The organism is Streptomyces sp. NRRL B-24085 (genome assembly GCF_001282115.1).
GTDB lineage: Bacteria > Actinomycetota > Actinomycetes > Streptomycetales > Streptomycetaceae > Streptomyces.
In genome coordinates, this window is sequence record NZ_LJBR01000029.1 from 55,926 (window position 1) to 73,221 (window position 17,296).

Sequence of the window (17,296 nt, forward strand, 5' to 3'; positions counted from 1 at the left end):
CGATCCGACCCGCTTACGCGGTCGGACCGCCGAAGATGTCGATACGGTCGCCCTCGGCAAGGGTCACGATCGCGCGCTTGCTGTCGGCACGCTTGCCGAAGCCGGTGCGGGTCCGCTTGCGCTTGCCCTGGCGGTTGATCGTGTTGACCCCGGTGACCTTGACCGAGAAGACCGCCTGGACGGCCTGCTTGATCTGGGTCTTGTTGGCGCCGGGGGCCACGATGAACGTGTACTTGCCCTCGTCGAGAAGCGCGTAGCTCTTCTCGGACACGACCGGCTTCAGCAGGACGTCACGGGGGTCCGTGAAGGCCTTGCTCGCGGGCGTGACGACGGTGTTCTTGCCCTCGGCGGCGTGGCGGCGCGCCTTGGCGACGCGCGCGGCCTTGGCGGCCTTCGCAGCCTTGGAGGCGATGCTCGGGTGACGCGTAGCCATCAGGCCTCGCTCCCTTCGGTGTCGTTGGCCTTCGGGCCGGACACGAAGGACTCGAAGGCGGCCTGGGTGAAGACCACGTCGTCCGAGACGAGAACGTCGTACGTGTTCAGCTGGCCCGGCTCCAGGATGTGGACCTGGGGCAGGTTGCGGGCGGACAGCCACGCGGCCTCGTCGGCGCGGTCGACGACCAGGAGCAGGTTCTTGCGCTCCGAGATCTTGCCGAACAGCGACTTGGCGGCCTTCGTGGAGGGGGTCGCGCCCTCGACCACGCCGGAGACGACGTGGATGCGGTTGTGGCGGGCCCGGTCGGTGAGGGCGTGGCGCAGGGCCGCGGCCTTCATCTTCTTGGGCGTCCGCTGCGAGTAGTCACGCGGCACGGGGCCGTGGACGACGCCACCGCCGGCGAACTGCGGCGCACGGGTCGAACCCTGACGGGCGCGGCCGGTGCCCTTCTGGCGGTACGGCTTCTTGCCGCCACCACGGACCTCGCCACGCGTCTTGGTCTTGTGCGTGCCCTGACGGGCAGCGGCCAGCTGCGCGACGACGACCTGGTGGATCAGCGGGATGCTGACCTTCTCGACGTCGAAGATCTCGGCCGGGAGCTCGACGGTCCCGGCGGTGTCGCCGGAGGGCGACAGAATGTCAATGGTGCTCATATCCTCAGGCCCCCTTGGCCGCGGTGCGGACCAGGACGAGGCCGCCGTTCGGACCAGGAACCGCACCCTTGATGAGGAGCAGGCCCTTCTCCGCGTCAACGGCGTGAACGGTCAGGTTCTGGGTGGTGACCCGCTCGTTGCCCATACGACCCGCCATGCGGAGGCCCTTGAACACGCGGCCCGGGGTGGCGCAGCCACCGATGGAACCGGGAGAGCGGTGCTTGCGCTGGGTGCCGTGACCGGCGCCGAGGCCCTTGAAGTTGTGACGCTTCATGACACCGGCGAAGCCCTTGCCCTTGCTCTTGCCGGTCACGTCGACCTTGATGCCGGCCTCGAACACCTCGGCGGTGATCTCCTGGCCGAGGGTGTACTCGCTGGCGTCAGCGGTACGGATCTCGACGAGGTGGCGGCGGGGAGTGACGTCGGCCTTGGCGAAGTGGCCCTTGAGGGGCTTGTTCACCTTGCGCGGGTCGATCTCGCCGAACGCGATCTGGACGGACTCGTAGCCGTCGGCGTCGTTCGTACGGACCTGGGTCACGACGTTGGGGCCGGCCTTGACGACGGTGACCGGAACAACACGGTTGTTCTCGTCCCACACCTGCGTCATGCCGAGCTTCTCGCCCAGGATGCCCTTGATCTGCTTAGCCATCGTTCAGATCACCGGCCTCAGAGCTTGATCTCGATGTCGACACCGGCCGGGAGGTCGAGTCGCATCAGAGAGTCAACGGTCTTGGGGGTCGGGTCGAGGATGTCGATCAGGCGCTTGTGCGTGCGCATCTCGAAGTGCTCGCGCGAGTCCTTGTACTTGTGCGGCGACTTGATGACGCAGTACACGTTCTTCTCAGTGGGCAGCGGCACCGGGCCCGCGACCGACGCACCAGTGCGCGTCACCGTCTCGACGATCTTCTTCGCCGAGGAGTCGATGACCTCGTGGTCGTAGGCCTTGAGCCGGATGCGGATCTTCTGTCCCGCCATGGCTACTCAGTAGTCCTGTCTCTCTACAGCTCTGGAACCCGGTGTTCCGTTGACTTCCTCCGACCCACGCGGTCGGGCGTGTCGCACTTCCACTGACACAGATGTCCCTTGTTCGAACATCCCTGCTGGGAATGAACACGGCCCTTCCGGAACCGCAAGCCGGGGACAGAAGCCCACCGGGTGCCTGGCCGGTGCCGCACTGACACTTCCCGAAAGATTCCCGTACGTCCGCCCCAGCGCTGCCTCACGGCAGTTGGAACGACGAGTACTGTGGGACTCGCTTCCGGTCCTCCCGGCGGGAGGCGCGCAGCATCAACACTCGACCGAGCAACCCCGCTAGTCTGCCATACGGGGCAGGGGCCTGGCCAATCGAGCCGGAGACAATACCCCGAGAGTGACGCAGGTCAAACACAGGTCCTGTCCCCGGCCCGCCGCGGGGCTGCTCGTCCCCCCGTGAGCGGCGCGTCAGCGCACGTCCACGTGGTCCCCGCCGCTCGTGGTGGCGCCCGTCGTGTCGTTGCCGCCGTACGACCAGCGCCAGGTGCCGTCCTTCGAGGCGGTGACCGTGGTCTTCAGGGCGCCGGTGCTGCTCGTCGTGACCTTCTTCACCGTGACGAAGGAGCTGGTGCCCGTCTCACGGAACTGGAGGCTGACCGAACGGCCGCCGTAGCCGCCGTACTTCTTGGTCGCCCAGTCCGCCCGGGTGAGCCTGCCGGTGACGGTGATCTGCTTGCCCTTGGCGACCGGCTCGGGTGAGGCGTTCACGGTGACCTTCGCCGCCCGCTTGAGCCGGACGGTCAGGGAGCGGGTCTCGTGCTCCTCGGCCACCAGGCTCCCGCTGGCCCGGAACAGGCGCAGGGCCACCGCGGTCTTCCAGGTGGTGGCGTCGCTGTTGGAGTCGACGTGCTCCTGGGAGGGGTGGGGGTCGATGTAGAGGGACCCTTCGCACTCGGCCTTGCGGGCGCTCAGCTCGTAGCAGGTGTAGCCGCCCGGTCCGATGAAGTTGTCACCGGTGTCGGCCGCGTGCTCCAGGCCTCCCCGGTAGATGAAGGGAAACGCGTCGTACCGGGAGGGGTCGCTGGTGCTGTACCCGGACGGCAGGGCGATGGTGAAGGTGAGGGACGGCTCCACCACCTTCGAGGTGCCGACGACGATCGGCTTGCCCTTGTTGATCACGATGTCGGACACGGTGATCCCGGTGTCCTGGGCCTGGGCCGCCGGGGCGTTCAGGAGGGTGAGGGCGAGCGCCCCCACGAGCGCGGCCCCGGTGGCCGTACGTCTGCCAGTGGTCATTACCACCACTTTCATGGTGCGGAAAAAGGAGAAGCAGACTATCCCATGACCTGATCATGACTTTCGCTCGGACTACGGCCGGCCGGCCAGGGCGACGAAGACGGCGTAGGCGAGCGGGACCGTGAAGGGTGCCGCCGCCGCGAGGCCCAGGCGGCGGGCGGAGTCGTGGCGCTCCCAGGGCAGCGCCCAGCTCGCCGCCACCAGGAACAGGGCCACGGCCAGGCCCGCCAGCAGCATCGGGAAGGCCACGCCGTAGCTCGCGGCGGAGCGGTCGGCCCGGGCGTAGGCCACCAGGCAGGCGGGGAGCGTGAGCAGGGTCGAGATGAGCGGGGCCGCCCAGGCCCCCTGTGCGCGGTCGTCCAGTGAGTTGTCCGGCATGGCACCATCCCAGCGCCCGCCGCGCCTGTCCGCATGAGCGTTCGTACTCAGAACACAGGGTCGGCGTACGGAGTTCAGACGCTCGCGTTCCGCAGCCGGGCGAACGAGGTGTCCAGTCCCCGCTTCAGCACGCGTGCCGCCGGCCGCTCCACGAACCGGTGCACCAGCCAGCTCAGCAGCATGAAGCCGGCGATGACGCAGACGACCAGGAGGCGGGCGTCCATCGTGTCGCGCAGGCGGTTGATCATCGCCGTGCCCGCCGCGTAGTGCATCAGGTAGAGCGGGTAGGTCAGGGCCCCCGCCGTCACCAGCCACCTCCAGCGGACGCGGTCCGTGGCGCCGAGGGCGACGGCGACCATGGCCAGCAGGAAGACCGTGAAGATCAGAACGCTCCCCCGCCATCCCGACACGTGCTCGACCTCGTCGATCCGGATGCCGAGTTCGCGCTGGCCCATCAGCCAGGCCATCGCCAGGACGCCCCACAGCAGCAGGTCCTGGCCGAAGCGGTGCATCAGGTAGAGGGACAGGCCGGCGATGAAGTACCAGGCGCCCTCCGGATTGGCGACCAGTTCCAGCAGGGGGAGTTTCGAGATCGGGGCGAGCATCGCCGCGGCGCCCCACACACAGCAGAAGACGACCACCTTGCGGTAGGTCAGGCCGCTCCACACGACGATCAGGAAGAGGAGGTAGAAGCGCAGCTCCGACCAGAGGGTCCAGTAGACGCCGTCGACGTTCATGACGCCCGAACCCGACTGCAGCATCGTGAAGTTGAGGAGGACGTCACGGGTGCGCAGGCGGTCCCACACGCCCGGCAGGGCCACCAGGACGGCCGTGGTGAAGACGATGGCGAACCAGTACGCCGGATACAGCCGGATCACCCGGGACGTGAAGAACTGCCGGGGGCTGCGGCCCCAGCAGGACATGCAGATCACGAAGCCGCTGATCACGAAGAAGATCTCGACGCCGATCCAGCCGTAGGAGGCGAACCGGAAGACCGTCGGCATGATGTCGGAGACCGGGCGGTCCCAGATGCGGTTGCCGGGCTGGTCGACGCGCCGGGTGCCGGCGTAGTGGTGCACGGCGACCATGAGGGCGGCGAGGAGCCGGATGCCGTCGATGGCGTAGAGCCGACGGCCGGCGCGGTCGCGTACGGCGGCGTGCCGGGCGGGCCGGACCTGCTCGGTGGGCGCGGCGAGGGGCGGAAGGGGCTGTTGCAGGCCGTCGCGGACGATCCGCCGCGGCATCGGCCTTCTGCTCTCCGCGTCCTGCATCGACACCTGCGAGTCCGTCCGTCTCGTGGGGAAACCGGGCCGGGAGTGGCCACCGGGCGCCTCAGGCTACGACTCTCACAACCACCCCACAGCGGTCAGACAGGAACATTCGGGACGGCCTCGCGCGACAGTTGGCCGAAGCCTCGGGAAGACGTCCCCCGGAGTTCGCCCACTCTTCACCCGCCCCGCGGGCAACCCCCAAAGGCGAAGGGGCCCGTACGACCGAAGTCGTACGGGCCCCTTCAGAGACCTACGGGTCTCGGAGACCTGTCAGGTCAAGATCAGGCGGTGATCTTGGTGACCTGGCCGGCGCCGACCGTCCGGCCACCCTCACGGATGGCGAACTTCAGGCCCTCTTCCATGGCGACGGGCTGGATGAGCTCCACCTTCATCTCGGTGTTGTCACCCGGCATGACCATCTCGGTGCCCTCGGGGAGGGTCACGACGCCGGTCACGTCCGTCGTACGGAAGTAGAACTGCGGACGGTAGTTGTTGAAGAACGGCGTGTGGCGGCCACCCTCGTCCTTGGAGAGGATGTAGGCCTGGGCCTCGAACTGGGTGTGCGGCGTGACCGAACCCGGCTTGATGATGACCTGGCCGCGCTCGACGTCCTCGCGCTTGATGCCACGGAGCAGCAGACCGACGTTCTCACCGGCCTGGCCCTCGTCGAGCAGCTTGCGGAACATCTCGATGCCGGTGACCGTGGTGGTGGTCTTCTCGGTCTTGATGCCGATGATGTCGACGGTCTCGTTGACCTTGAGGACACCACGCTCGATACGACCGGTGACGACGGTGCCACGACCGGTGATCGTGAAGACGTCCTCGATCGGCATCAGGAACGGCTTGTCGACGTCACGCTCGGGCTGCGGGATCGCCTCGTCGACGGCGGCCATCAGGTCCAGGACCGACTGGCCCCACTCCTTGTCGCCCTCGAGAGCCTTGAGCGCCGAGACCTTGACGACGGGAACGTCGTCGCCCGGGAACTCGTACTCGGAGAGGAGCTCACGCACCTCGAGCTCGACGAGCTCCAGGATCTCCTCGTCGTCCACCATGTCGGCCTTGTTCAGGGCGACGACGATGTACGGAACGCCGACCTGGCGGGCCAGGAGCACGTGCTCCTTGGTCTGCGGCATCGGGCCGTCGGTGGCGGCGACCACGAGGATGGCGCCGTCCATCTGGGCAGCACCGGTGATCATGTTCTTGATGTAGTCCGCGTGACCGGGGCAGTCGACGTGGGCGTAGTGACGCGTCTCGGTCTGGTACTCGACGTGCGCGATGGAGATGGTGATACCGCGCTGGCGCTCCTCGGGAGCCTTGTCGATCTGGTCGAAGGCCGAGGCCTCGTTCAGGTCCGGGTACGCGTCGTGCAGCACCTTGGTAATGGCGGCCGTGAGGGTCGTCTTACCGTGGTCGATGTGACCGATGGTGCCGATGTTGACGTGGGGCTTAGTCCGCTCGAACTTCGCCTTCGCCACGGGGTCCTCCTGTGGAGTGGTTCTGAACGCCTTGCTTCATCGGCGCCAGGTGATCTTTGCTGGAAAGCCTCGGCCCGGGGGCACTCCCCCACGAATGCGGGTGAATGCCCCTCCGGGCTCCGGAGTCAAGCCTAAAGCGTGCGAACGCGGTGCGTTACTCGCCCTTGGCCTTCGCGATGATCTCCTCGGCGACGTTCCGCGGAACCTCGGCGTAGGAGTCGAACTGCATCGAGTAGCTTGCGCGACCCGACGTCTTGCTGCGGAGGTCTCCGACGTAGCCGAACATCTCCGAGAGGGGCACGAGGCCCTTCACGACGCGGGCACCGGCCCGCTCCTCCATGGCCTGGATCTGACCACGGCGGGAGTTGATGTCGCCGATGACCTCACCCATGTAGTCCTCGGGCGTGGTGACCTCGACGGCCATCATCGGCTCGAGCAGCACGGGGCTGGCCTTGCGCGCGGCCTCCTTGAAGGCCTGCGAGCCGGCGATCTTGAACGCGAGCTCGGAGGAGTCCACCTCGTGGTAGGCACCGTCGAGAAGCGTGACGCGGACGCCCGTCATCTCGTACCCGGCGAGGATGCCGAACTGCATGGCCTCCTGCGCACCGGCGTCCACCGAAGGGATGTACTCCTTCGGGATACGGCCACCGGTCACCTTGTTCACGAACTCGTACGAGGCGTCGCCGCCCTCGATCGGCTCGATCGCGATCTGCACCTTGGCGAACTGGCCGGTACCACCAGTCTGCTTCTTGTGCGTGTAGTCGACGCGCTCGACGGCCTTGCGGATCGTCTCGCGGTACGCGACCTGCGGCTTGCCGACGTTGGCCTCGACCTTGAACTCACGGCGCATACGGTCGACCAGCACCTCGAGGTGCAGCTCGCCCATACCACCGATGATGGTCTGGCCGGTCTCCTCGTCCGAGTGGACCTGGAAGGAGGGGTCCTCCTCCGCGAGACGCTGGATGGCGACACCCAGCTTCTCCTGGTCACCCTTGGACTTGGGCTCGATGGCGACCTGGATGACCGGCGCCGGGAAGTCCATGGACTCCAGGATCACCGGCTGCTTGTCGTCGGACAGCGTCTCACCGGTGGTGGTCTGCTTCAGGCCCATGACGGCGACGATGTCGCCGGCGCCCACCGACTCGATCTCCTCACGCTTGTTCGCGTGCATGCGGTAGATCTTGCCGATGCGCTCCTTCTTGCCCTTGACGGAGTTCAGCACCGCGGTGCCGGACTCCAGGCGACCGGAGTAGATCCGGACGAAGGTGAGCTTGCCGAGGTGCGGGTCGCTCATGATCTTGAACGCCAGCGCCGACAGCGGCTCCTCGTCGGACGGCTTGCGCTTGACGACGACCTCGGGGTCCTTGACGTCGTGGCCCTCGATGGCCTCGACGTCGAGCGGGGTCGGCAGGTAGCGCACGACCGCGTCGAGCAGGGGCTGGACGCCCTTGTTCTTGAACGCGGTGCCACAGAACACCGGGGTGACCGTGGTGTCCTTCGACTTGCCGGAGGCGATGGTGATGCGACGGATCGCCGCGTAGAGCTGCTCCACGGAAGGCTCCTCGCCCTCCAGGTACAGCTCCATGATCTCTTCGTCGTTCTCGGCGACGGCCTCGATGAGCTTGCCGCGGTACTCCTCGGCAGCCTCGGTGTGCGTGGCCGGGATGTCGACGGTGTCGTACATCTCGCCCTTGGCCGCCTCGGCGGACCACACGAGCGCCTTCATAGTGACGAGGTCGACGACACCCTTGAAGTCGGCCTCGGCGCCGATCGGCAGCTGCATGACGAGCGGCTGGGCGCCCAGACGGTCCGAGATCATGTCCACGCAGCGGTGGAACTCGGCGCCGGTACGGTCCAGCTTGTTGACGAAGCAGATGCGGGGCACGCCGTAACGGTCGGCCTGACGCCACACCGTCTCGGACTGCGGCTCCACGCCGGCAACGCCGTCGAACACCGTCACGGCACCGTCGAGAACGCGGAGCGAACGCTCCACCTCGACGGTGAAGTCGACGTGACCCGGGGTGTCGATGATGTTGATGGTGTGGTCGACGCCGTCGAGCGGCCAGTGACAGGTGGTGGCAGCAGAGGTGATCGTGATGCCACGCTCCTGCTCCTGCTCCATCCAGTCCATGGTGGCGGCGCCGTCGTGGACCTCACCGATCTTGTACGAAACGCCGGTGTAGAACAGGATCCGCTCGGTGGTGGTCGTCTTGCCCGCGTCGATGTGGGCCATGATCCCAATGTTGCGGACCCTGGCCAGGTCAAGCGAAGTGGTAGCCATAAGGCTTCAGTCTTCTCTCGGTCTCGATGGGGTCTGCGACTACCAGCGGTAGTGCGCGAAGGCCTTGTTGGACTCGGCCATCTTGTGCGTGTCCTCGCGCTTCTTGACGGCCGCACCGAGGCCGTTCGAGGCGTCGAGAAGCTCGTTGAGCAGACGCTCGGTCATGGTCTTCTCGCGGCGGGCGCGGGAGTAACCGACCAGCCAGCGCAGCGCCAGCGTGTTGGCGCGGCCGGGCTTGACCTCGACCGGCACCTGGTAGGTGGCGCCACCGACACGGCGGGACTTGACCTCAAGGGTCGGCTTGATGTTCTCGAGCGCGCGCTTGAGGGTGATGACCGGGTCGTTGCTGGTCTTCTCGCGCAGGCCCTCCATGGCGCCGTACACGATGCGCTCGGCGGTGGAGCGCTTGCCGTTCAGCAGCACCTTGTTGATCAGGGAGGTGACAAGAGGAGAACCGTAGACCGGGTCGATGATGACCGGGCGCTTCGGGGCGGGGCCCTTACGAGGCATTCTTACTTCTCCTTCTTGGCGCCGTAGCGGCTGCGGGCCTGCTTGCGGTTCTTGACACCCTGGGTGTCGAGCGAACCGCGGATGATCTTGTAGCGAACACCGGGCAGGTCCTTCACACGGCCGCCGCGCACGAGCACGATGGAGTGCTCCTGCAGGTTGTGTCCCTCACCCGGAATGTAAGCAGTGACCTCGATCCCGCTGGTCAGACGCACACGCGCGACCTTACGCAGGGCCGAGTTCGGCTTCTTCGGGGTGGTCGTGAACACACGCGTGCAGACGCCGCGACGCTGAGGGGAACCCTCGAGTGCGGGCGTCTTGTTCTTCTCGACCTTGTCCTGCCGGCCCTTGCGGACCAGCTGCTGGATCGTAGGCACTACTTCTCCGGTTTCTGTGTGCCGAATGGTGAAGCTAACCTGGAACGTCGCCGACCCACGCGGTCGGGTGTGTCGAATCCGGCGGACTCCCGCCGCAAGGCGAAAAGGGCGCAGATTACGGTGGCCGCTCACGGCCCCCCTAGTGCGGTTCAAGGCACGCACGGGAGCCAGGGCACACCCCAGGCACAAGGTCTGAGCGTACCCAGCTCATTCGCTGCGGTCAAAACAGATGCCCGACGGCACCCTCGCGGAGCGGTCGATGTCAAGCCCCTACGCCGTGGACGATCTTCGATTTCACACGGAACACACGCCCGGGAGGCCCGTCCCCGTCACTGCCCCGCGGCTCCTCCCGGCGCTCACCCGGAGGCGAGCCCCACCGCTACCAGCAGCGTCATCATCACCGACCAGGCCGCGATCGACAGCCAGCCGAACACCAGCCCGGTCAACGCCAGCCCGTCACCGCTCTCCCCCGTCCGCTCCATCTCCGCCCGTGCCGCGTGCCCGAGGATCACCGCCGGAATCCCGGTGAACCCGAAGGTCGGCACGCACAGCAGCCCGCACACCGCCGCTCCGACCGCCTTCCCGTTCGCCCGCGGCCGCGGGGCGGGCAGGAACGTCCGCGGTACGGCCGTGACGGGCGCCGGCTGCGGCACGGGGCCCAGCGGCAGATCGGACACGAGCAGCGCCAGCTCCCCCACGGTCCGCGCCGCGTACGCCCGCTCCACCCGCTTGTCGAACTCCCCCTTCTCCAGCCGCCCCTCCCCGTACCCGGCCCGCAACACGTCGACGGCCCGCTCCCGGTCGGCGTGGGAGGCGAGCATGGAGGAGGCGGCAGGCTGCGGGGCGGCGTATCTGGGCCAGGGGCGCGCGACAGGGGCATGCGCGCTGGACCAGGCCCCCGCCACCGGGCCGTCCCTGCCCGGCCCTGACGGCGACTCCTCATTCCCCTGCCACGGTTGCCACGACGGTTGCGACACAGGAGCACCCCCTGGGCGGTCGAATGCCTCCATGATGCTCCAACGCGCCGATACCGGGACAGGTTCCCGTATCCCGAAGCGGAAGCACCCATGGAACTCAGCGCCTCAACCGCCCCCCGGCCTCGAACGAACGCCTTCATCGTCCCGGCAATCACGTACGCCGACGGCGCGTCGGCCACTGCGGCCGGTTGTCGCCCGTTTCCCGAACCGCCGCTTCAAGTACGTTGGCTGGTTGCGGAATCAACGGCATCTGTGCAGGTGAACGAGGGGGCTGGGGATATGGCCGGGGGGCAGGCGCATGCATGGGACGACGGCGGATTCGACGACAAGGTGCCGTTTCTCGCCCGTCTGGAGAAGGATGACCGGGTCGCCCTCCTCGCCATCGGCCGGCCGCTGAGCTATCCGGCACGCGGTGTGGTCATGCGCCAGAACGAACCGTCCACCCATGTGCTGCTGCTCCTGCACGGCTGGACCAAGGTCACGGTGAACGCCGCCAACGGCTACGAGGCGCTGCTCGCCCTGCGCGGCCCGGGCGACATAGTCGGTGAGGGGGCGGCCCTGAGCAGGCGTCTGCGCTCGGCGACGGTCACCGCCCTGGAGCCGGTCGACGCGGTGGTCGTGGAGGAGGGCCGCTTCACCGCGTTCCTCGCCGACAACGCGCGCGTGGCCTTGCAGCTGCTGGGGCTCGCCACCGACCGGCAGCGCTCGACAGACCGTCGCAGGCTGGAATGGGCCGCCCTGACGGTACGTGAGCGACTGGCCGTCCTGCTGCTCGAACTCGTGCGCACCCACGGCAGGCACACGGACTCGGGCATCGAGCTCACGATCGGGCTCACTCAGCAGGAGTTCGCGGGCTCGGTCGGCTCGTCACGCGAGGCGGTGGCCCGGCTCCTCAAGGACCTGCGCGGCCGCGACGTCGTCATCACCGATCGTCGCCGCATCGTCGTGCTCCGTCCCGACGTGCTGCGTCGCATCGTCGCGGGCGGCGCGACCTGACCATACGGAACCCGGCGGCCTGACCGCACAGCCCCCGTCCCGTCTGTGCACACGGTCACAGTTCCTCCGTGTCATCGGTCCTTCGGCGCGCGCCGGGGTCGGGCCATCGTGCTGGGCACCAGCCCAGTCGCGAGAGGCAGCCATGACCGACCCCGTGTACCGCACCATCCTGCTCTTCGACATTGAGCGGTTCGGCAAGCGTGACGACGTGGAGCAGGCCTATCTGCGCCGGATGCTCTACGACGTCGTCGATGCCACGCTCCTCGCCGCAGGCATCGACGAGACGTCCCGGCTTCGGGCGGACCGCGGTGACTCCGTCATGGAACTCATCGATACCCACGTCTCCGTGCCAGCCCTGGCCAAGACTCTGCTGAGCGAGACCCCGGCGCTCCTGCACAGCAAGAACCGGCTGGTCGCCGACAGCACACGGATGCGGTTGCGCACGGTGCTCTCCGCCGGCTATGTCGCCGTGGACGAACTCGGCGGCTGGGTGGGCCGTGACCTCAACCACGCCGTGCGCCTGCTGGACTCCGACCCGCTGAAGGCGGCGCTGAAGAACCGCGGCGACGACTGGGTGCTGTGTACGTCCGACAGCGTCTACCAGGGTGTCGTCAGCAACGGACACCTGGGGGTACGGCCGGAGGACTTCCACCGGATCACTGTGGAGACCAAGGAAGGGCCGACCGTCGCCTGGCTCCACGGCGCACCCACGGACCCCGCCCCGGACGCGCCCGCCGCCGACGCCCCCGCGGACTCCCCGCCCGGCGGCGGCCCGTTCGCCCAGCACAACGAGACCCGCGTCAAGGGCGACCACTTCGGGCCCAGCGGTGGCACTAACGGCAACCTGACCTACGACTTCGGCTCATTCCCGCGAGGCGAGAGGCGGGGTGGGCGCCGATGAGCCAGGAGGACGTGGCGCCCGCCTCCGCCGCCGACGCGGCCAAGCCGGACGGTGGGCAGAAGAAGCAGGACGACTCGGCGGAGTCCCAGGAACGGCAGCGGCAGAAGGCCTGGAGCGCGCGCTCACACCTGATCGACCACGGCCCGGCCTTCGTCCTCCCGCTGGCCCGCACCGACGCCAGGAGGGACCTGTTCGGCGTCACCGGCGGTGTGGTCAAGGGCGATGTGAACTACCACTTCGGGTCGGAACCGAAGCAGGTCGAGCACCTCTCCGGGGAGATCCCACGGGAACAGGTCGAGGCGTTGGCAGATGTCTTCCACGACTGCCCCAGCTTTGACGAGGCGCTCGACCGGCTGCGCAGCGACCGGGTCGTCATCCTCTCCGGCGGCCGCGACACCGGCCGGCGCACGGCAGCGCTGATGCTACTGCTACGCATGGAGGCAGGGCGGATGCGCCACCTCGACCCGCCGGCCTCGCTCGCCGTCCTGCTGGAGCAGCTGGACGACGCGACCGGACACGTCCTGCTGAATCTGGCCACCAGCCGCAGCCATCCACTGCGCGAGCCGCACCTGCTGGGTCTGCGTGAGCGACTCAAGCGCAACGGCGGCTACCTGGTGATCACTGTCGAGCCGTCGGCCGCTCTGGAGGACGTCCCGTTCGTACGCTGGGAGCCGCCGCCGCCCGAGGACATACTGCGCTCCCACGTCACCCCGCACACCGGGCCGGACGCGTGGCAGGAACTGTGCGCGCTGACGCCCGTGACGAAGTTCCTGGCCCGGCAGCAACAGCCGGGAGCGATCGAGGAGTTCGCACGCCACCTCGTCTCCTACCACCGCGGGGAGTCGGACGCGGAGAAGCTCGCCGCCTTCGGTGAGGAGGCCCTGACCACCCAGGTCGGCCGCTGGCTCACCGACGAGCAGCGCCCGACCTCGCTGCACGACAAGGCCTTCCTCATCGCGCTCGCCGTCTTCGACAAGGCTCCGTACGCGGTGACCGCCGAACTCGCCGATCTGCTCTACGTACAGCTCCAGGAAACGGCCAACCCCCGAGTGGCGCCCGAGATCCCGGTCTTCGCCGACTCCCGTGAGGAACGGCTGCGGCGCGCCCAGGCCCGCGGGTACTGGGACACCGAGGTCACCGAGTGGGGACCCCTCGTCGGCCAGTACTTCGCCGCCTTCCGCGACGAACGCATGGCCCCGCTCCTGCTGGCGGAGGTGTGGAACCTCCGCCCGTCCGCCCGGCCGGCCCTCGTCGAGTGGATCCGTGACCTCGCCGAGGACGGCCGCCCCCTGGTCCGGACGCGGGCCGCCTCCGCCACCGCCCTGCTCGCCACCGCCGACCTGTCCTCGACCATGGCGCTCCTCGTGGAGCCCTGGGCGGACGACGACGACTTCAACTCCTGGCTGACGGCGGCCAACACCCTCACCATGGCCCAGCTGCTGGAGGTGCCCGCCGTCTTCCGCATCCTGCACGACTGGTGCACCGGCGAGTACGAGGGCCGCCGCTGGACGGCCGTACGCGCCTACGGCCTGCTGGGACCGGTGCACTACGAGCACGCCCTGAACGCCCTGCTGGACGCCATCCGGGGGCAGCGGCGCCCGGAGGACCAAGAGGGCGACGAGGACGACGCCAAGGCCTATGAGGACTACCTGGAGGAAGAGGAGCAACAGTTCGCGGACGCCTTGGAACTGCTGCTCCTCGCCCTGCGCGAACCCGTGCTGCGCGTGCTCGCCGAACGTCTTCCCAGCGACCGCAGGGTGCGTACGTACGCATTGCGGGCCTTCCTCCAGGCGTGCCGGCAGACCGACGGGCCCGAGGACCGCCCACTCGTCCTGGACTGGTACGCACAGGCCGCTGCCGCGGTCGACGGCACAGAGGCACGCCACCTCGTCACGTTCTGGCAGGCCGCGCTAGGGGACCGGGAGCTCACGGCGCAGGCGTTGCGAATCCTGCGCGGCTGGGTCCTCATTGCCGACCGGGACCCCGAGTCGGAAGCGGCGCTCACCTCGCTGCTGCCCGCCCTTGTGACGACGTCCGCCGACCACCACCGCGTGAGCCACCTGCTCCGCGCGGTCCGGGACGCCAGGAAACCCCCCTCACCAGCGGCCGAACGGCTGCTGGCGCGCATCTCCGGCGATTGAGAGAGGCCCATGACGGAACACACCGACCCACGATCCGAACGGCCGGAAGACGACAGGGACCTGCCGCGCACCGGCGTACAAGCGGAGCAGAAGGAGGGCCTTGACTGGTTCGCACAGCGACCCGGGGCGCCGTTCACGCCCCGCCCTGACGCGGACCCCGTCCACACCGTCTGGCACCTGTCGCGATACCGGTTCGGCAGCCGGCGCTACGCGGGACGTCTCGACCACGCGCTGGTCCTGGTCACCCAGCAGGGGACGTACAAGACGTTCATGCCGCCCAAGCGCCCCACATCGGTCTGGGGCTACGTCACGGTGTACGAGGTGGACACGGACTCCCATGCCTTCCAGCTGAATGTGCCCCTGCCCAGCCGGATCGACAGCTTCGAGTTCGAGGCCACTGCCGACATCAGCTGGCGCGTGATCGATCCGGAGTCGTTCGTGCGCAGCCAGCAGCATGACGTGCCCGCCCTGCTCACCCGCAGGCTGCTGCCGGTCATGCGGGCGGCCGGACGCGGGCATCACATCGAGGCGAGCGCCGACGCCGAGGAGGCCGTGCAGCGGGCCGTCGACGCGGCCCCGCAGATCGGCACCGCGGAGGGCCTGGAGGTTGGTTGCTCGGTCCGGCTTCGACGCGACGCCACGGAGCGCGTCCACCAGAGCAGGCTGCGCACGGCCCGTCACGAGGAGGAGGCCGCCGAACCGGAGCATCGCGCCTCGATGCGCCGCGAGGAGTACGAGGCGAAGCGGACAGCCGCGAAGATCGAGTTCTACGAACGCCACCTGGCCAGGGGCGGTACAGCCGCGCTCGCCCTGCACCTGGCGGTGCACCCCGAGGACACCAACATGGTCCTCCAGCACCTCCACACCGAGCAGGCCGAGCTGGTACGGACTCAGCTGCACCTGATCGACCAGGCGCTGGACGGCAAACGGCTGGAGGACTACCACCTCGAAAAGCCCCACGAGCTCATCGCCGAACGGATGATGGCCATCCTGCGGGCCACAGGAGCCTCCGCCGCCGGTGAACCCCCGCCCGCCTACCCGGAGCTGCCGCGCGAGCGCCACCCGGACGACGGCCCATGACCCGGGCCCCGCGCAGCCCACGCCCGCGGGCCGACGTCCACCTGCTCGCCGAACTTCGCAGCGAGATCGCGCGTGCCGACGCCAAGGCCACGGTCCTGGTGGGGATGCTCGGCGTGACGGCGGGCGTGCTGAGCGCCCTCCTGATCAACCTGCGCTGGTCCCCCGCCCGCCTGTCGGTGCCGGCCGCCCTGCTGTGGTGGTCGGGAAGCGCGCTGCTCGTCACCTCGCTCGTCGCCCTGCTCCTGGCCGTGACACCCCGCTACGGCAGAAACCACTGGGCGCCGGGCCGCCCGCTCACCTACTTCGACGACATCAACCGCGCCGTCCGCGCCGGCCTGCTCGCCGCCGCCCTGGCGGACACCGAACGCTCGCCCGCCCGGGCGCTGCGCACCGCCCTCGCCGAAAACAGTCGTATCGCCGCTCGCAAGCACTTCTGGATCCGGACCGGACTGATCGCCTTCGGCGGCTCTACGGTCCTGCTCCCCATGTCGCTGCTCGTCGCCTGAGAACGTCCCCGCCCGGAAGGAAGCGCCATGTCCCTGAACCACGAACCCGAGGAACGCGAGGAACCCCGGAAATGCCGGAAACCGGACGAGGAGCTGCCGTTCCGCTCCGGCCGCGTCCACATATCCACCCGCCGACGGGGCGCGGACATCACCGCCCTCGGCCATCTGGCGCTCCACCTCCCCCACGGGCTCGCCAGCCTGGCCGTCGTCTTCCTGGCGTCGTACGTCGTCGGGCTCGTGAGCGGCCTTCCCTGGTGGGTCCCGTTCGGCTGCTGGGCGCTCAGCGGAGCCCTAGTCTTCAGCAAGCCCTGCGAACGCCTCCTGGCCCGGTGGCTCTTCCGGCTGCGCTACCCCGCCCCGGAGGAGGAGAGGAAACTCCATCCCGTCTGGCGGGAGGTCGCGGGCCGGGCCGGAGTCGATGCGCACGCGTACCAGCTCTGGGTGGAGAACAGCTCCGACATCAACGCCCTGGCGGCAGCCGGCCACATCGTCAGCGTCACCAGCCATTCGCTGAAGGAGCTCACCCCGGCCCAGCTCGGCGGCGTCCTCGCCCACGAACTGGGCCATCACACTCGAGGGCACGCGTGGGCGTCTCTGCTCTCCCTCTGGTACGCACTGCCCGCCCGGGTCGCCTGGCGTCTGCTGCTCAAACTCGCCTCGCGGGTCAAGCGACTCTCCGCGAACGCAGCGACCCTCACGATCATCGTCGCGGCGGTTGTCGTCCTCGCGTTGGCGACCGCGACATACGGCCTGATCTTCCTTCCGCTGGCCACGCCGTATCTGGTGGCCGCTGTCTCCCGGCGCGCCGAACTACGCGCGGACGAGCACGCCGCGGGTCTCGGATTCGCCGCGCATCTGCTGGAGGTGCTGCGTGCGGAGCATGACCGCATGGAGTCACGGCACACCGCCCGGGAGGGCCTGATGCTGCGCCTGCTCGACTCCCATCCCGATGTCCATACGCGGATGCACCACCTGCGGGCCTATGTGGAACGCGGGCGCTGACACGCCGAAGGGCGGCCACCCCAAAGGGTGACCGCCCTTCGACAAAC

At 68.6% G+C, this 17,296-nt stretch carries 18 protein-coding genes; 6 read left to right on the forward strand and 12 right to left on the reverse strand.

Going from position 1 to position 17,296, the window contains the following annotated elements; genetic code table 11:
- Positions 1-13: 13 nt before the first annotated feature.
- The 12 genes from rplW to AOJ26_RS04250 all read right to left on the reverse strand — a co-directional run bounded on the left by rplW (position 14) and on the right by AOJ26_RS04250 (position 10,467).
- A complete protein-coding gene (gene rplW, locus AOJ26_RS04195; RefSeq protein WP_053846787.1) occupies positions 14-433 on the reverse strand; it encodes a 50S ribosomal protein L23 in 420 nt (139 codons plus the stop codon).
- The gene (rplD, locus tag AOJ26_RS04200) at positions 433-1,089 is read right to left on the reverse strand and encodes a 50S ribosomal protein L4 (protein ID WP_053846788.1); all 657 of its coding nucleotides are present in this window, start codon (positions 1,087-1,089) and stop codon (positions 433-435) included. Before rplD ends, rplW begins: the two co-directional genes overlap by 1 nt.
- A 4-nt stretch (positions 1,090-1,093) precedes the next feature.
- Positions 1,094-1,738 (reverse strand): 50S ribosomal protein L3, encoded by a 645-nt coding sequence (gene rplC, locus AOJ26_RS04205; protein WP_007384065.1) that lies wholly within the window; start codon positions 1,736-1,738, stop codon positions 1,094-1,096.
- Between the two features lie 17 nt (positions 1,739-1,755).
- Positions 1,756-2,064, reverse strand: coding sequence for a 30S ribosomal protein S10 (rpsJ, locus tag AOJ26_RS04210; protein WP_003948644.1), 309 nt, complete (start codon positions 2,062-2,064; stop codon positions 1,756-1,758).
- Between the two features lie 465 nt (positions 2,065-2,529).
- Positions 2,530-3,357 carry a hypothetical protein gene (locus tag AOJ26_RS04215; protein ID WP_053846789.1) on the reverse strand — a complete coding sequence of 276 codons (828 nt, stop codon included), beginning with the start codon at positions 3,355-3,357 and terminating at the stop codon, positions 2,530-2,532.
- A 72-nt stretch (positions 3,358-3,429) separates the two neighbouring features.
- Positions 3,430-3,735 (reverse strand): hypothetical protein, encoded by a 306-nt coding sequence (locus tag AOJ26_RS04220; RefSeq protein ID WP_053846790.1) that lies wholly within the window; start codon positions 3,733-3,735, stop codon positions 3,430-3,432.
- A gap of 74 nt (positions 3,736-3,809) precedes the next feature.
- Positions 3,810-5,006, reverse strand: a complete 1,197-nt coding sequence (locus tag AOJ26_RS04225; protein ID WP_078959737.1) for an acyltransferase family protein — start codon at positions 5,004-5,006, stop codon at positions 3,810-3,812.
- Between the two features lie 281 nt (positions 5,007-5,287).
- Positions 5,288-6,481: an elongation factor Tu gene (gene tuf, locus AOJ26_RS04230; protein WP_007384061.1), complete on the reverse strand. Its 1,194-nt coding sequence runs from the start codon at positions 6,479-6,481 to the stop codon at positions 5,288-5,290.
- Positions 6,482-6,635: 154 nt separating this feature from the next.
- Positions 6,636-8,762, reverse strand: coding sequence for an elongation factor G (gene fusA / locus AOJ26_RS04235; RefSeq protein WP_053846792.1), 2,127 nt, complete (start codon positions 8,760-8,762; stop codon positions 6,636-6,638).
- 39 nt (positions 8,763-8,801) lie between these two features.
- Positions 8,802-9,272: a 30S ribosomal protein S7 gene (gene rpsG, locus AOJ26_RS04240; RefSeq protein ID WP_007384059.1), complete on the reverse strand. Its 471-nt coding sequence runs from the start codon at positions 9,270-9,272 to the stop codon at positions 8,802-8,804.
- A 2-nt stretch (positions 9,273-9,274) separates the two neighbouring features.
- The gene (gene rpsL / locus AOJ26_RS04245) at positions 9,275-9,646 is read right to left on the reverse strand and encodes a 30S ribosomal protein S12 (RefSeq protein ID WP_003948652.1); all 372 of its coding nucleotides are present in this window, start codon (positions 9,644-9,646) and stop codon (positions 9,275-9,277) included.
- 356 nt (positions 9,647-10,002) lie between these two features.
- A complete protein-coding gene (locus tag AOJ26_RS04250; protein WP_053846814.1) occupies positions 10,003-10,467 on the reverse strand; it encodes a DUF1707 and DUF4190 domain-containing protein in 465 nt (154 codons plus the stop codon).
- A 435-nt stretch (positions 10,468-10,902) separates the two neighbouring features.
- On the opposite strand from AOJ26_RS04250, the gene AOJ26_RS04255 reads away from it, so the two are divergent.
- The 6 genes from AOJ26_RS04255 to AOJ26_RS04280 all read left to right on the forward strand — a co-directional run bounded on the left by AOJ26_RS04255 (position 10,903) and on the right by AOJ26_RS04280 (position 17,249).
- Positions 10,903-11,619: a Crp/Fnr family transcriptional regulator gene (locus tag AOJ26_RS04255; protein ID WP_053846793.1), complete on the forward strand. Its 717-nt coding sequence runs from the start codon at positions 10,903-10,905 to the stop codon at positions 11,617-11,619.
- Positions 11,620-11,761: 142 nt separating this feature from the next.
- Positions 11,762-12,520, forward strand: a complete 759-nt coding sequence (locus AOJ26_RS04260; RefSeq protein WP_053846794.1) for a hypothetical protein — start codon at positions 11,762-11,764, stop codon at positions 12,518-12,520.
- Positions 12,517-14,661: a hypothetical protein gene (locus AOJ26_RS04265; protein WP_053846795.1), complete on the forward strand. Its 2,145-nt coding sequence runs from the start codon at positions 12,517-12,519 to the stop codon at positions 14,659-14,661. Before AOJ26_RS04260 ends, AOJ26_RS04265 begins: the two co-directional genes overlap by 4 nt.
- A 9-nt stretch (positions 14,662-14,670) precedes the next feature.
- Positions 14,671-15,741: a hypothetical protein gene (locus AOJ26_RS04270; protein WP_053846796.1), complete on the forward strand. Its 1,071-nt coding sequence runs from the start codon at positions 14,671-14,673 to the stop codon at positions 15,739-15,741.
- Entirely contained in the window at positions 15,738-16,247 is a 510-nt protein-coding gene (locus AOJ26_RS04275; RefSeq protein WP_053846797.1) for a Pycsar system effector family protein, read from the forward strand. The genes AOJ26_RS04270 and AOJ26_RS04275 overlap by 4 nt, the downstream gene beginning before the upstream one ends.
- A 27-nt stretch (positions 16,248-16,274) precedes the next feature.
- The gene (locus AOJ26_RS04280; protein ID WP_053846798.1) at positions 16,275-17,249 is read left to right on the forward strand and encodes a M48 family metalloprotease; all 975 of its coding nucleotides are present in this window, start codon (positions 16,275-16,277) and stop codon (positions 17,247-17,249) included.
- Positions 17,250-17,296 lie beyond the last annotated feature (47 nt).

What these genes read in the sequence shown, in the direction of transcription:
- AOJ26_RS04220 (WP_053846790.1), bottom strand. Translation starts at nt 3,735, where the DNA reads ATGCCGGACAACTCACTGGACGACCGCGCACAGGGGGCCTGGGCGGCC.
- rplC (WP_007384065.1), bottom strand. Translation starts at nt 1,738, where the DNA reads ATGGCTAAGCAGATCAAGGGCATCCTGGGCGAGAAGCTCGGCATGACG.
- rplW (WP_053846787.1), bottom strand. Translation starts at nt 433, where the DNA reads ATGGCTACGCGTCACCCGAGCATCGCCTCCAAGGCTGCGAAGGCCGCC.
- AOJ26_RS04255 (WP_053846793.1), top strand. Translation starts at nt 10,903, where the DNA reads ATGGCCGGGGGGCAGGCGCATGCATGGGACGACGGCGGATTCGACGAC.
- AOJ26_RS04265 (WP_053846795.1), top strand. Translation starts at nt 12,517, where the DNA reads ATGAGCCAGGAGGACGTGGCGCCCGCCTCCGCCGCCGACGCGGCCAAG.
- fusA (WP_053846792.1), bottom strand. Translation starts at nt 8,762, where the DNA reads ATGGCTACCACTTCGCTTGACCTGGCCAGGGTCCGCAACATTGGGATC.
- rplD (WP_053846788.1), bottom strand. Translation starts at nt 1,089, where the DNA reads ATGAGCACCATTGACATTCTGTCGCCCTCCGGCGACACCGCCGGGACC.
- rpsJ (WP_003948644.1), bottom strand. Translation starts at nt 2,064, where the DNA reads ATGGCGGGACAGAAGATCCGCATCCGGCTCAAGGCCTACGACCACGAG.
- rpsG (WP_007384059.1), bottom strand. Translation starts at nt 9,272, where the DNA reads ATGCCTCGTAAGGGCCCCGCCCCGAAGCGCCCGGTCATCATCGACCCG.
- AOJ26_RS04250 (WP_053846814.1), bottom strand. Translation starts at nt 10,467, where the DNA reads ATGCTCGCCTCCCACGCCGACCGGGAGCGGGCCGTCGACGTGTTGCGG.
- AOJ26_RS04225 (WP_078959737.1), bottom strand. Translation starts at nt 5,006, where the DNA reads ATGCAGGACGCGGAGAGCAGAAGGCCGATGCCGCGGCGGATCGTCCGC.
- AOJ26_RS04280 (WP_053846798.1), top strand. Translation starts at nt 16,275, where the DNA reads ATGTCCCTGAACCACGAACCCGAGGAACGCGAGGAACCCCGGAAATGC.
- AOJ26_RS04260 (WP_053846794.1), top strand. Translation starts at nt 11,762, where the DNA reads ATGACCGACCCCGTGTACCGCACCATCCTGCTCTTCGACATTGAGCGG.
- AOJ26_RS04275 (WP_053846797.1), top strand. Translation starts at nt 15,738, where the DNA reads ATGACCCGGGCCCCGCGCAGCCCACGCCCGCGGGCCGACGTCCACCTG.
- AOJ26_RS04215 (WP_053846789.1), bottom strand. Translation starts at nt 3,357, where the DNA reads ATGACCACTGGCAGACGTACGGCCACCGGGGCCGCGCTCGTGGGGGCG.
- AOJ26_RS04270 (WP_053846796.1), top strand. Translation starts at nt 14,671, where the DNA reads ATGACGGAACACACCGACCCACGATCCGAACGGCCGGAAGACGACAGG.